Origin of the sequence: Pseudomonas deceptionensis (genome assembly GCF_900106095.1) — a bacterium.
In the GTDB taxonomy this organism is placed as follows: domain Bacteria; phylum Pseudomonadota; class Gammaproteobacteria; order Pseudomonadales; family Pseudomonadaceae; genus Aquipseudomonas; species Aquipseudomonas deceptionensis.
Genome location: NZ_FNUD01000002.1, coordinates 2,314,032 through 2,327,200 on the forward strand (window position 1 = coordinate 2,314,032; position 13,169 = coordinate 2,327,200).

Here is a 13,169-nt window from a genome sequence, read left to right on the forward strand (position 1 = left end):
GATGCAGAACGCGCCCGATTGGCGTCAGGCGCGTAATTTAGGCTTCGCGTTGATCTTCGATGGTTTAAATCACCGCGTAGGCAAGAGCCGCCAGGTTCTGTGCGCGTGGATCAATCATGGTGTGGCCGCCTGATGTGGTTGTCACAAAGCTGAAGCTTACGTCACGCTCTGCATCTGCGAAGGCAATTGGGCCGCCAAGCCCGATATGGCCAAAGGTGTTGGGCCCCATGCAGTGTGAAGCATCCGGATCGGCTTTTTGTTCCATCATGCAGCCCAGGCCGTAACGCATTGGCCGCTTCCAGATGCGATCCATACCGTTGCTTTGCTCCTTGGTGAATTCATTCAGCATCTCGGTGCTGATCAGGCGCCCAGCCAGTAAGGTGCTGTAGAAGCTTGCTAACCCGCCTGCCGTGCTGTGTGAGCATGCACCGGGTTGCTGAAAAGCCCACCATTTGGGGTCGGACGAACGCTTGGGAGACATTCCCGGATTAGTGAATGCAAGCGTGGAAATGTCCTCTGAGTGAGCAGTCACCACGTCGCGCAAGTGTTGCGAATAAGGGTCTCCTACTCGCCCCTTGGCCGAGTCAAAATGGGCGATGCGGTAGAAATCCTGCTCTTGCACTCCAAGATGAACCTCTAACCCGTTGGGTTGCGTGATTTCCTCATGGATAAAGGTACAAGGGGCACGCCCGTCCGTTCGCCGAATCAGTTCCCCGATTATCCAGCCATACGTTGTCGTTCCATAACCCAGCGCGGTTCCTGGTTGCCACCATAAAGGCTCGGCAGCCAGAACATTAACCATCTGCTCCCAGTCATACATCGCAGGGTTCCGGTCCGGGAGCCTTAACGCCGGAATTCCAGAGGTATGGCTCATGACGTGGCGCAGGGTAACCTGGCCTTTACCGCCTTGGGCGAACTCAGGCCAGTAGTGAGCCACCGGGATGTCCAGTTCCAGTTTCCCTTTCTCGACCAGCATCAATGCAGCCACTGCAGCGAACGGTTTGATAACGCAAAATGTATTAACCAACGTATCTTTGTTCCAGGCTTTATTGCCATCAAGGTCCGATGAGCCTGCCCATAAATCCACAACAGTCCTGCCGCCGACGTTTATGCAAAGTCCTGCGCCTCGCTCTTGCGGATCATTGAAGATGGCTTCAAAAGCGCTTTTGACGCCGTCGAATTCAGGGGCACATATTCCTTTTGCTTCCATGCGTCATGCTCCATGCAGTAATCCACAGTGTGTTAAAGGCATGCGTAAAGTGCAGGGTAGATGCCTCGCACATAAAGCATGTCGTTGATAAAGGCGTAACGCGTTCTGAGTGGTCACTGGCGTTGTTTTATAACGACGTGAAACAGAGATAAGAGGGTTTTTTTAATTAAGCATCCGGGAGTGTAAGGTTGTAACGGTTTGCGCGTTTATAGGTGCCAAAGTCATTAAATCTGACGCCGGCTTCAGCCAATACTTTATGGGCGAAGGGGGCTGTCATTTGGCGCAGATAGAAAGGATCCTTGACCACAAAGTGATGAATGCAGTGGGTACTTCCAAAGTTGAAGCAAAACAACTGGAATGGCCACAGCCACCACCGATTCATGACCTGGGTTTGCTGCAAGGCATTGCGTGGCATGACGTCGCCGAAATAGTGAATGTTGGAGCTGATAAAAAACAGGCAGAACTGGCGGATGATATTGGGCGCGACGATGATCACCACTGCGCTATTGACCACGCCCATCAGCATTGATGTGGCCGGGGTAGGCTCAACGGTGAGCCCCATCAGCGAGCTCGCCCATGTGTACAAGTGGTAACCCAGGAAAATATACCAGCAGCCCCAGTACAAGAGGCCCATAGGCGCATTTAATCGAAGCACCTTGACGGTCAACCTTATTTTTTCTTTCCAGGTGGGTGCGAACAAGGCATTTACAATGCCAAAGACAAAACCGTCGACGAGCTTTAAAAAGCGCTTGGCGCCCCACCGACTGCCGCTGGTTGTGATCCAGGCTTCTACATCGGACTCGGCGGTCTCAAGGACCAAGTGCAACACCTGATGTAAGGTGTTGCCATGCCAACGAAGTACACACATCTCAGCACTGAGGAGCGCGTCGCCATCATGGTGATGCAGCTTCAACAACTCACCCTGCGAGCTATCGCCGTTTTACTCAGACGTCATCCCAGTACCATTAGCCGTGAGATCCGGCGGCACAGCCAACTGGGGCGATACGATTCATCTCACGCCGCAAGCCGGGCGCGAGTGCTACGTCACAAGCCGCGCCGTCAGTCTCGCTTGTGCTCTGGCTCTGAACTGTTCCAAGTGATCATAGAAATGTTGCGCATTGGCTGGTCACCCCAGCAAATCGCTAGCAGACTACGCCGTATCTGGCCCGATCACCCCGAGCGATATGTGAGTCACGAAACCATCTACCTGGCCATTTATGCCTATCCGCGAGGCGAGTTAAAACGCCAGCTCATCAGCTACTTGCGCCAAGGTAAAGGCAAGCGGCGCCCGCGCACCCAGAGTGCCATACGTCGAGAGCGCTATCCTGCTGAGCTCAGCATCCACTTGCGCCCACCGGAGGTCGCAGACCGCCTTGTTCCAGGGCACTGGGAAAGTGACCTGATCATCGGGGCCAACAACCGCTCCGCTGTCGCCACGATGGTTGAGCGCACCAGCCGTTACGTGATCCTGGCAAAACTCGACGCACCGACCGCCGATGCAGCCGCTCAAGCCATTAGCCGAGAGATGTCGCGGATGGCACCCTCCCTGCTGAAAACCATGACGCACGACCAAGGCAGTGAAATGGCCCGCCACGCCGAAATCACGGCCCATACCGGCATGAAGATTTACTTTGCAGATCCGCACAGCCCATGGCAGCGCGGCAGCAATGAAAACACCAATGGCTTGCTGCGCCAGTATTTGCCAAAAGGCACGGATCTCTCTCTGGTCACCCAGGAGCGACTGGACGAAATTGCCGACTTGCTGAACACTCGGCCACGCCAAACGCTGGGCTGGAAATTTCCGGTCGAAGTACTGGTTGAATACCTTCAGCTATTAGCGAGCAACAAGCTCGAAACCATCAACTGACTGTTGCACTTGGAACCTGAGACCGCCGTTGAAAAAACCGGTTTGAAAGTGGAGTACGGAGCGAAGGGGTGAATTGTTCAGCGTCTCCTTAGCGGATGCTATACGGGTATCGACGTGCCTATCCAATGTAAGAGAAAACAGCGTATTCGAAACCATTGAATACAAAAAACGCGACCTCTTTCATTCCCATTTTCAGGTGAGCACGAAGCGATGGTTCATTGTCTTTACGAATGAAAAGAATCCCCTCCCTGCCAGGCTCAAGGCGCCGGAGATCCGCGAACATTGTCTGCGCCAACCCCTTACCACGCTCTTCCTCTCCAACACAGATCGGACCATATACATAGGCATTCGGCGTACCATCATAAGCGGTGAACATCGCCTGTACGATGGGTAGATCGGCATTCATCTCCCGAGTGGTCGTCATCAAAAAGCCGGTTATACGCTCACCGCGACGCGCAACGATCATAGGCATTTCTTGCATCATTGCTGCCACACGGGATCGCGGTAGGCTCGCAGCGAGAGAGCCACCTCGCTCTGTCTGATTCGCGGCCTGAAGCTCTAGTATTCCATCCAAGTCGGCCTCGTTGGCCCTGCTCACACTGGCCTCATGATTCGTCATCGATACATCTCCGGTAGCTCTTGGTATTTTTTTGATGCCTCTCAGGATGGCGATACGTGCTTAGAATTTCAACTCTTGGCTAATGGATGGCGGTCTCAAGGACCAAGTGCAACACCTGATGTAAGGTGTTGCCATGCCAACGAAGTACACACATCTCAGCACTGAGGAGCGCGTCGCCATCATGGTGATGCAGCTTCAACAACTCACCCTGCGAGCTATCGCCGTTTTACTCAGACGTCATCCCAGTACCATTAGCCGTGAGATCCGGCGGCACAGCCAACTGGGGCGATACGATTCATCTCACGCCGCAAGCCGGGCGCGAGTGCTACGTCACAAGCCGCGCCGTCAGTCTCGCTTGTGCTCTGGCTCTGAACTGTTCCAAGTGATCATAGAAATGTTGCGCATTGGCTGGTCACCCCAGCAAATCGCTAGCAGACTACGCCGTATCTGGCCCGATCACCCCGAGCGATATGTGAGTCACGAAACCATCTACCTGGCCATTTATGCCTATCCGCGAGGCGAGTTAAAACGCCAGCTCATCAGCTACTTGCGCCAAGGTAAAGGCAAGCGGCGCCCGCGCACCCAGAGTGCCATACGTCGAGAGCGCTATCCTGCTGAGCTCAGCATCCACTTGCGCCCACCGGAGGTCGCAGACCGCCTTGTTCCAGGGCACTGGGAAAGTGACCTGATCATCGGGGCCAACAACCGCTCCGCTGTCGCCACGATGGTTGAGCGCACCAGCCGTTACGTGATCCTGGCAAAACTCGACGCACCGACCGCCGATGCAGCCGCTCAAGCCATTAGCCGAGAGATGTCGCGGATGGCACCCTCCCTGCTGAAAACCATGACGCACGACCAAGGCAGTGAAATGGCCCGCCACGCCGAAATCACGGCCCATACCGGCATGAAGATTTACTTTGCAGATCCGCACAGCCCATGGCAGCGCGGCAGCAATGAAAACACCAATGGCTTGCTGCGCCAGTATTTGCCAAAAGGCACGGATCTCTCTCTGGTCACCCAGGAGCGACTGGACGACATTGCCGACATGCTGAACACTCGACCACGCCAGACACTGGGCTGGAAATTTCCGGTCGAAGTACTGGTTGATTACCTTCAGCTATTAGCGAGCAACAAGCTCAAAACCATCAACTGACTGTTGCACTTGGAACCTGAGGCCGCCCTCCGTACCGGACGCTTTGTGGTGATGAAAGTGCAACTCGCGCCGCAACCAGGGGCTTGGCATGCCGGGACGAGCTATCCAGCACAACAGCAGCATCAGGTTGTGTACCACGGGTTGTTTTCTGAAATACAGGCGATGAATCAAGTCGTGTTCAAGTTCATGAATGAATGACGTCAACAACGCATTGATTAAAATACACAACCAACCGGGGATAAGGCCTTTTATATACAGCGTGCCTGTGACAATCATGCCGGTAACAGAAAGAGCCATCACACTGGCGCCTATTACATTCTGAAAACCTAATGCGCGATAGCGTTTACGCAGCTCATTACTGTGCTGTGTGATTTTTTGAGTCACGTCGTTAATTAAATCCTGCTCTGTTTTTGACAGAGTTGTACTGGGTGCTCGATAGGGGGTGTTCATCACTTCATCCTTTGAAGACGATGGGTTGGGGTTGCTGACCTAGAAAAGCACATTTAATTATTTGGGCAAGTTTTAAACGGTTTATTGAGGTCTGGTCAGACGAGTGGATATAAATCGTTGTATTGTCTGACAATAAGTTTATTGCGATGGATTAACTTTCGCGTCGGGTTAAATACTGTTCTGCCAACGAGCGACTCAATAAAAGATACCCGGATTGCTAATGCCTGTCAGTTAAGGAGGCCTGTGGGAGCGGGCTTGCACGCGATGCAGACGACACGATCAGATAATCAAACCTCGCCGCTCCAATCGCGAGCAAGCCTGCTCACGCAAGAGCCAGCGTCCCCACTTAATACCCCGGATGGCCCTTTTTGGATGTCCATTGTTATCGAGACAGGCGAGCCAGAAATCTCGGGCGAGTGCTCGGCCGTGTTGCTCCGGGTTGCAGGGATTGATGCGTTACTATCCTGCCCTGGCAATCATCATGGACGACTGAGTGCATCGGTCGTTCCCTTGAGTGCTCCGCTTCGAACTCAAATGGATTTAGACGATTATGAAAGTGCTCTCCCTTGGCGTGCTGTTGTTGCTGACCGCCGGTTGCGTCCAGGTCCAGCAGTACACGCCCCCACCCGGTGTGCCGCAGGCGCAGATTCGCAGCGAAATGGACGCGTTGAGCAACTATCGCAACTACCTGACCCTGACCGAAGCTCCGATTGTGGGCTGCAAGTACGGCAGGACAGTGGTGGTGAAGCCGGGTAGGCAATTGTTCGCTGTGCGTGACAAAACATCCCGTCCAGCAGGCTTTATCCCGGTAGAGGCGGCCAAGCCGCTGCATTGGGTGGTGGACGGTTCAGCCAATGCTGGTCGTTCCTGCAGGATCGAATTTGTCAGTGAGTTCGCCCCGGGGGGCCGCTATGTGATCAAGGGCGGTATTATCGAGAACCCAGAGACTTACGATTCGTGCCAGGTCAAAATTTTTCGCGAAGACACCGGAGTGCCTCTGCGGATGGTCGATCCGGCAACGCTCAAGAACGACTGTGCTTTGGACAAGTTGCCGTTTACGGCGCGTTGATCATTGCAGGCAAGGACGTGTAGTCGCTGACGAGCAGCGCGGGGCTGCGTCCTTCGACGCAGTCGTCGCACAATTCGCTGCTGCAAGGTGCCCGTTAAGCCCGGATGGCTGGATGTGTGATCACTGTGTCGGCACGTCACGGTAAATATGCAAACAGTCTCATCTTTAATAGTGAGCATTATCGGCAACTTAGAAGAGTATGAGTAGTGTCATATTGAGTGGCCGGATTTATTTGCGCTGAGGTACCTTGCATGTTTTTAGTTCTGACCTAATATCTGTTCGCACTAAGCAGCGTGACTCGATCCCAGGACAGGTTTTCTGTCGCGCCTGCTTTCCAATCGTTTGGCGTAGAAGGAACTACGATGAATGTTGACTGGCAAGGTGCGGGTGATATCCAGGCTATTTTTGGTACGCTGATCGACGAGGAACTTAATCGTACTGTCGAAGAGCGTGACCGTCTTTCTATTCCCATCTCCAACGCGCTGATAGAAAAGTTTGCGCGACTGGGACTGTATAAATACAACTTGCCAACAGTGTGGGGCGGCCAGGAGGTTGGTTATGCCAAGTGGGGGCATGTGCTGGAAAAGCTGGGGTATTTGTCCACAGACTTATCGTTTCCGTTTTTGGTATCCGTAAGGATGTCGTTTATTTCTTTTTTGATTGCGGTGGGTCGCAAAGATATAAATGACGAGTACCTGAATAACCTGATTGCGGGAAAAACAGGCGGTGCATTTGCCTATACAGAAGATGCTGATGCTTTTTCTTTTGTTTCCCGCGCCGTACCGGCTCCGGACGGTGAAACCTACACGGTTAACGCTGTGAAAAAAATCGTCACCGGGGGCGAGACAGCCAATTATTTTTTGCTGTTTGTGCACGGTGAAACCACCGATATGCAAGTATTCCTGGTACACGCCGACGATCCGGGTGTCGTTGTTACACCCAGTGTGATGCATGGCTGTCGCTCAACAGGGATTGCATGTTTGACGTTGACGGATGTGCGCCTGGATAAACAACGCTTGTTGCTGGCCACGGACGGCCTGAGTTTTGCGCAGCGTTATTTCCTTAATTGTCGACGTTCGTTGCAAACCACTTTGTTTTTAGGGCGCGCTCGCGCCGTTATTGAAACCACCGTGGCTTATCTGCAAAAAACCATTCGCTACGATCAACAGTTGATCGATATGCAGCATGTACAGGCCTGTATTGGTGAAATGTACATGGCGCTCGAGTCATCCCGAACCCTGGTCCATTACTCACTGGAGCGTCAGGTCAGGCAAGAGTCCGACCTGTACTGGGATGCAATCGCCTCAATGGCCAAGTACCAGGCGGTGGAGGAAGTCAACAAAATAGCCCTGAAAGCCCTGAACCTGACCGGTGGCTGGGGCTATAGCGAAAGCAGTGGTATTGGCAGGGCGCACCGCGATTTTACTGCCCTGGTGGCAGGGGCCGATCCGCAGGAGAAGCTCAAGGTTGATATGGGTATTCGTTTGGTGCACGACCTGGACATGATGTCCCAGCGTTTTTCAAAAAAGGAGAGTCAGACATGAAGATCAAATTGTCAGGCAATTTGGCGCGTTTTGTTAACTACAAAAAAGAGTTGCAACTGGAGGGCGATGGTATCCACACGGTGGGGGACGCGCTGCACAAGTTGGTGGTGAATTACCCGGTGTTGAAAGACATTATTTTTGACAAGGCGCACAACGTTAAAAAAGGCTATTTAATTTCATTGAATGGAGAAAAAGTTGACTCGACCACCCCGGTAAGTAAAACAGATGGTAATTGTATTGATATTTTTACTGCGATAGCCGGGGGTTGATGCCATGCCATCCAGAACACTCAAGGTCACCCATCCGGTAGAGTCCATGTTGTTTGGCCCTTTCCAGTTCCATGCGCACTCGCTGATGCTGCTCAGTTTCAGTTCGATGTGGTCCTGGGGCAGTACATACCTGTCAGTTTCCTTTCCGGGGATGATCAAGGACTATCATCAGGGCATGGTTGCTGTTGGCGCCGAAGTTGAATATGTCGAACCTTTTGAGATGTTCTCGGCCGATGAGTTTTCGGTGTCGGTCGATGAATTTAAAGTGCGCCAGGGCAACTCTGTTTTTCAAGTGCTGCACCTGATTCGTGCCCAGGGCATTGTAGTGGCCAGGGTCAAGGTGCGTTGGAAGCTGCTGGAACTGGATGGTGATGAAGCATTGTCCGCAACGCCAGGCGTTATTCGGCCTGCTTTATTGAAAAAATTTCTTCCCGAAGAAATTGACCCTTCACGGGTTGAGCGACCGTTGTTGGCGCAGCTGGATAACTTGAAAGAGCATGGGCAGCTTTGTGCCGAGTATGAACATGACTTCACCCTGTTTAGGCATCGCTGTGAAGTGGCCGATCAATGGGCATTCTTTGAGTTACCCACACTGGCTTCGGAAAGCAGGGAGTCATTAATAGATGCCTTGCAGGAAGACCCTGGCGAACTTTCCAGCTCACTGGGCTTGGCCCTGAAAAACATTCACATGGAATGGCGTTGCCCTTTTTATCTTTTGGAAAAGGGCCGTGTAAAAACACAGGCTTATCGGCTGCAGGGCAAACTGTATTTTGCACATCATGTTTTCAACCTGACGCGAGCCAATACACTGGCAGCGATCGTGATTGAAGAGTTTTAAATGCGACTCAGGTTTTTTGTCTATCTCGTCAACCCGATCCTGGAAAAGTGAAGGGAGCAACACCATGAGCAGGGAGGCTAATGCGATTGAACACGACCAGCTAACAGCTGGTGAGATGGGGATGTATTCCCGTCACTTGCTGATCCCCGCGATCGGCATAAAAGGTCAGCTGGCATTGAAAAATGCCAGTGTGTTAATGATTGGCGCGGGCGGCTTGGGGTGCCCGGCGCTGCTCTATCTGGCGGCTGCCGGGGTGGGGCGTCTGGGGATTATCGATGCCGACCAGATCAATGTGTCCAATGTGCATCGCCAGGTGCTGTTTCGCATCACCGACAAAGGGCAGAACAAGGCCGATGTCGCCAAGCGGCGTTTGCAAAAGCTCAATCCCTATATCGAGATCGAGACCTGGATCGAGCGCTTCAACCTCGACAATGCCCAGGCCCTTGTGGCCGATTACGACATCATTGTCGATGGCACGGACAATTTCACCGCCAAGTACCTGATCAACGATGCCTGTTTCTATGGAGGCAAGCCGCTGGTGTATGGCGCCATCATGCAGTTCGAGGGGCATGTCACGGTGTTCAACGCGCTGGATGAGCAAGGCCGGCGTGGTGCCAATTATCGTGATCTCTACGATGGTCCGCCTGACGCAGCGTTGGCGCCCAACTGCGCGGAAGCCGGGGTGCTGGGGGTGCTGCCCGGCATGATCGGCTGCTTTCAGGCCAATGAAGTGATCAAACTGATCACCGGGATCGGACGGCCACTGATAAACCGCCTGATGGTCTACGACGCCCTTGAGGCGACGAGTCGGGAGATCAGCTTTTCGCCTGTCGCCGATAACCCGCTTCGGGACCCGATGCGCCCGCCAGTGCTGGAGGAAATGGCGCAAGTCTGTAGCGCGTCAGGCGTCAGCAATGACTTTATGCTGAGCATTGACGACTTTGCCGCGCTGATCAGTGAAACATCGATCCATCTGATTGATGTGCGTGAAGGTGATGAGCGTGAGCAGGTTTCGATCGGTGGCGAACATGTACCGCTGGGTCAGGTGGGCGGGTGGGGTGCGCAGTGCCGGGACGACAGGCCTATTGTGATTTACTGCCAGTCGGGTGTGCGAAGCCAGAAGGCGGCGAGAATCCTCGCGCAGCAAGCGCTCACGTCACCGGTCTTCAGCTTGAAAGGCGGCTTGAGTGCGTTTTTGGGCGCAGATACCTATCCGCAGATGATGGCTGAATTGGTGTTCTGTGAATGCCGCATGAGCCATGAGGCTCGCCTGTAACAAACTTATGGGGTCAGGCTTGCTTGCGACGCAGATGAAATGGTTTGTCTGGCATTCGGTAGCGAGTCAATCGCGAGCAAGCCCGCTCCCACAGGGTCGTCGTTAGAGCGTCGCACTGGCGGTGATCAGGAAGACGGGCCATTGATATCCAGAGCCTTGGAGATCGCTTGTTCTGCCTCGACGAATGCAGGTGTCCTGCCAGCGTCGGCATAAATGTCTTCACCTTCTTCAACCCTGATGACTTTATTACCCTTCACGTATGGCATGGCCTCTTCCGCTTGCATGAGCGCACTGTGGATCAGGCCCCGGGTAATGGTGGCCTCATCCAGCCCATAGGCCTGCGCGAATGCCTTGATTTTGACCAGGTCATGTTTGTGCAGCTCAAGGGTGTATTCAACCCGCTCACTGGATTCCTGGGCTCGGGATTCCCAGTTGTCGAGCATGTCCCTGAAGGTGTCCATAAGGTTTCTCCTGTTTGGCGGCGAGCATTCCAGGACAGTATGGCTCACGGTTCGCTGAGATGACGGCAAGTCCAACGTTGCTCGCCTGTTCTGCAAGCGCTTACAGCACTGAAGTGCCACCCGTCAGAAAAACCGGTATTTATCTAAACCTTTGCTCCCACAGGCCTTCAGATTCTGTGCAGGGAATAAACCTGCCTTTTCTGGAGGACACTATGAAAACCCTGATTGGCCCTAAACGCTTCGTGGCAGGTTGTGCCTTGGTCTGCTCCCTGATCGTGGCGGCCACAGCAGTCGCAGCCAGTCCGGCAGACTTTGTTGATGAGGCACATGCAGCAGGGATTGCGGAGATTGAAACCAGCCGTATGGCGATCAGTAAAACCTCTTCGACGGACATAGAAAGCTATGCCGTGGAGGTGATCAAGGACTACACCAACGCCAATCGGGATTTGAAGGACATTGCCGGCAAGCTGGATCTGCAGGTTTCCACCGATGAGCAGATACTCGACAAGGCCAAAAAGCTGATGCTTGAAGTTCAGGTGGGGGATTCATTTGATGCGGCCTATGCGGCCAATCAGGTTAAAACCCGTGAGGAGGCCATCGAGCTGCTCAAGCAGCAGGCGAACAGCCCTGACTCACCCCAGTTGCAGGCGTTTGCCGAGAAGTATTTGCCTAAACTGGAGATGCACTTGGTGATGGCCCAAAAGCTGGTGGATGCTCATCACAAGTCCTGATGCCTGAATGCAAGCGACGCCCGGTCAATGAGCGGGCGTCGCGTGTGGAGTGGACGGGTTCAGACGGCGATTTCGTTGAAGCCGCAGTACTCTTCCCAGCTCATGTCCAGTGCTTCGGCGACTTCCTGGTGCACTTCAAGGCGCATGCTCTTGAGTTCCTCGGGCGAGCGGGCGATCAGTTCCAGTGCCAGTTCCCAGGCTTCCAGGCCGCGACTTTCGGCTTCATCTTCAAAAGCCCACAAAATCTGTTGCTGACGGTCCTCGGCGCTCAGCTCTTTCATTTCTTCGATCAGTTCAGGGTGCGCCTTGATAAAAGTATCCAGGGCCAATTCGTTACGGGATTCTTTAGGGATCATATGGCGTCTCGGATCGTTAGGACGGTCTGCGCGGGCAGACCGTCGTCAGGGCGTTTTCTCGCATGCTAGCGAGTTCGCCATACGATGAAAAGCGCCATATAGGCGGTTAGCCGACAGGCAGCTGCTTGCTTTCACGCTGCAGGCTGTAGCCCCACACGGCCAGTGCCAGCGTGGCCACCACCGAGCCGACCACCACGATGCCGTCCCAGCCATACACCGGATAGGTCTGGGCGCCCACCAGCGAGCCCAGCGCGCCGCCAATGAAATAACAGGTGATGTAACCGGCGTTCAGACGATTGCGCGCAGCGGGGCGGACTTTGAACACCGCGTTCTGGTTGCTGACGTGCACCAGCTGCACGGCAAAATCGAGCACCAGTACACCGATCAGCAAGGCGACCAATGAGTGGCCGGCAAAGGCCATGGGCAGCCAGCATGCGAGCAGGGCCAGCAGGCCGACGGTAGTGGCCAGTTGGCCTTTGCCGCGGTCGGCCATGCGCCCGGCCCAGTTTGCCGCTATGGCACCGACTGCGCCCGCCAGACCGAACAGGCCGATCACGGCGTCTGAAAAGCTGTAGGGCGGCACGGCCAGCAGGAAGGCCAGCGGCGTCCAGAACAAGGCAAACAGCGAAAAGGTCAGCAGCCCCAGCAGCGAGCGCAGGCGCAAGACAGGTTCTTCGACAAACAGCTTGAACACCGAGCCCAAAAGTTTCGGGTAACTCAGACCTGCGCTCTGGTGATGGTTGGGCAGGGCGCAATAAAGGGCGATGGAGCTGATCAGCATCAATGCGGCAGCCACCAGGTAGATGGTTCGCCAGTCACCGGCAGACGACAGTGCGCCGGCTACGGTGCGCGCCAGCAATATCCCCAGCAGCAGACCGCTCATCAGTGTGCCCACCACCCGGCCGCGACTTTGCGGGTCGGTCAGGCTGGCTGCCATGGGTACCAGGACTTGTGCCGATACTGAAAACAGCCCGGTCATCGCCGTGCCGATCAGCAGCCATGTCAGTGAAGGCGCGAACGCGCTTAACAGAAGGCCCAGGGCGCTGAGCACGGTCATGGTAACGATCAGCCGGCGTTGCTCGAACAGATCGCCCAGTGGCACCAGTAACAACAGGCCGGCGCCGTAGCTCAGTTGTGCGGTGATCACCACGGTGCCGGCGCTGCTCATGCTCAAACCCAGTTCCTGGGCGATGGTGTGCAGCAGGGGCTGTGCGTAATAGTTACTTGCAACAGCCAGGCCGGTAGCGGTGGCCATCAGCAGGATCAGGGCGGTACTTAAAGGTTTGGTGGCAGTTGTAGAAGCGGACATTGACCATCTCGTCGGCA

General features: G+C 54.4%; 15 protein-coding genes. 8 read left to right on the top strand and 7 right to left on the bottom strand.

Annotated elements, in window-relative coordinates:
* Nucleotides 1-64: 64 nt before the first annotated feature.
* Both BLW11_RS10615 and BLW11_RS10620 read right to left on the bottom strand, forming a co-directional pair.
* On the bottom strand, nucleotides 65-1,210 hold the full coding sequence (locus BLW11_RS10615) for a serine hydrolase domain-containing protein (RefSeq protein ID WP_048358766.1): 1,146 nt from the start codon (nucleotides 1,208-1,210) through the stop codon (nucleotides 65-67).
* 166 nt (nucleotides 1,211-1,376) lie between these two features.
* On the bottom strand, nucleotides 1,377-2,123 hold the full coding sequence (locus tag BLW11_RS10620; protein WP_241486120.1) for a fatty acid desaturase: 747 nt from the start codon (nucleotides 2,121-2,123) through the stop codon (nucleotides 1,377-1,379).
* On the opposite strand from BLW11_RS10620, the gene BLW11_RS10625 reads away from it, so the two are divergent.
* The gene (locus BLW11_RS10625; protein ID WP_048358765.1) at nucleotides 2,058-3,077 is read left to right on the top strand and encodes an IS30 family transposase; all 1,020 of its coding nucleotides are present in this window, start codon (nucleotides 2,058-2,060) and stop codon (nucleotides 3,075-3,077) included. The two genes, BLW11_RS10620 and BLW11_RS10625, sit on opposite strands and share 66 nt — an antisense overlap.
* Before the next feature lie 118 nt (nucleotides 3,078-3,195).
* Here the strand turns inward: BLW11_RS10625 and BLW11_RS10630 are convergent, their stop codons facing one another.
* On the bottom strand, nucleotides 3,196-3,549 hold the full coding sequence (locus BLW11_RS10630) for a GNAT family N-acetyltransferase (protein WP_241486109.1): 354 nt from the start codon (nucleotides 3,547-3,549) through the stop codon (nucleotides 3,196-3,198).
* A gap of 280 nt (nucleotides 3,550-3,829) precedes the next feature.
* On the opposite strand from BLW11_RS10630, the gene BLW11_RS10635 reads away from it, so the two are divergent.
* Nucleotides 3,830-4,849: an IS30 family transposase gene (locus BLW11_RS10635; RefSeq protein WP_048358763.1), complete on the top strand. Its 1,020-nt coding sequence runs from the start codon at nucleotides 3,830-3,832 to the stop codon at nucleotides 4,847-4,849.
* Here the strand turns inward: BLW11_RS10635 and BLW11_RS10640 are convergent.
* Nucleotides 4,817-5,299 carry a fatty acid desaturase gene (locus BLW11_RS10640; protein ID WP_048358762.1) on the bottom strand — a complete coding sequence of 161 codons (483 nt, stop codon included), beginning with the start codon at nucleotides 5,297-5,299 and terminating at the stop codon, nucleotides 4,817-4,819. The genes BLW11_RS10635 and BLW11_RS10640 overlap by 33 nt on opposite strands.
* 550 nt (nucleotides 5,300-5,849) lie before the next feature.
* Here BLW11_RS10640 and BLW11_RS10645 point away from each other — a divergent pair.
* The 5 genes from BLW11_RS10645 to BLW11_RS10665 all read left to right on the top strand — a co-directional run bounded on the left by BLW11_RS10645 (nucleotide 5,850) and on the right by BLW11_RS10665 (nucleotide 10,295).
* Entirely contained in the window at nucleotides 5,850-6,368 is a 519-nt protein-coding gene (locus BLW11_RS10645) for a hypothetical protein (RefSeq protein ID WP_048358761.1), read from the top strand.
* A 362-nt stretch (nucleotides 6,369-6,730) separates the two neighbouring features.
* Complete coding sequence (locus BLW11_RS10650) at nucleotides 6,731-7,912, top strand: acyl-CoA dehydrogenase family protein (protein WP_048358760.1); 1,182 nt, start codon at nucleotides 6,731-6,733, stop codon at nucleotides 7,910-7,912.
* Nucleotides 7,909-8,181, top strand: a complete 273-nt coding sequence (locus tag BLW11_RS10655; protein ID WP_048358759.1) for a MoaD/ThiS family protein — start codon at nucleotides 7,909-7,911, stop codon at nucleotides 8,179-8,181. The genes BLW11_RS10650 and BLW11_RS10655 overlap by 4 nt, the downstream gene beginning before the upstream one ends.
* Nucleotides 8,182-8,185: 4 nt before the next feature.
* Entirely contained in the window at nucleotides 8,186-9,019 is an 834-nt protein-coding gene (locus BLW11_RS10660; RefSeq protein WP_241486108.1) for a hypothetical protein, read from the top strand.
* Between the two features lie 64 nt (nucleotides 9,020-9,083).
* Nucleotides 9,084-10,295, top strand: a complete 1,212-nt coding sequence (locus tag BLW11_RS10665) for a ThiF family adenylyltransferase (RefSeq protein WP_048358757.1) — start codon at nucleotides 9,084-9,086, stop codon at nucleotides 10,293-10,295.
* A gap of 125 nt (nucleotides 10,296-10,420) precedes the next feature.
* Here BLW11_RS10665 and BLW11_RS10670 read toward each other — a convergent pair whose 3' ends face one another.
* Nucleotides 10,421-10,756, bottom strand: coding sequence for a hypothetical protein (locus tag BLW11_RS10670; RefSeq protein ID WP_048358756.1), 336 nt, complete (start codon nucleotides 10,754-10,756; stop codon nucleotides 10,421-10,423).
* Between the two features lie 212 nt (nucleotides 10,757-10,968).
* On the opposite strand from BLW11_RS10670, the gene BLW11_RS10675 reads away from it, so the two are divergent.
* Nucleotides 10,969-11,487 (top strand): DUF4142 domain-containing protein, encoded by a 519-nt coding sequence (locus tag BLW11_RS10675; RefSeq protein ID WP_048358755.1) that lies wholly within the window; start codon nucleotides 10,969-10,971, stop codon nucleotides 11,485-11,487.
* A gap of 59 nt (nucleotides 11,488-11,546) precedes the next feature.
* On the opposite strand, the gene BLW11_RS10680 is transcribed toward BLW11_RS10675, so the two are convergent.
* On the bottom strand, nucleotides 11,547-11,843 hold the full coding sequence (locus BLW11_RS10680) for a DUF6388 family protein (protein WP_016779995.1): 297 nt from the start codon (nucleotides 11,841-11,843) through the stop codon (nucleotides 11,547-11,549).
* Nucleotides 11,844-11,949: 106 nt separating this feature from the next.
* Nucleotides 11,950-13,152 carry an MFS transporter gene (locus BLW11_RS10685; RefSeq protein WP_048358754.1) on the bottom strand — a complete coding sequence of 401 codons (1,203 nt, stop codon included), beginning with the start codon at nucleotides 13,150-13,152 and terminating at the stop codon, nucleotides 11,950-11,952.
* Nucleotides 13,153-13,169: the final 17 nt, after the last annotated feature.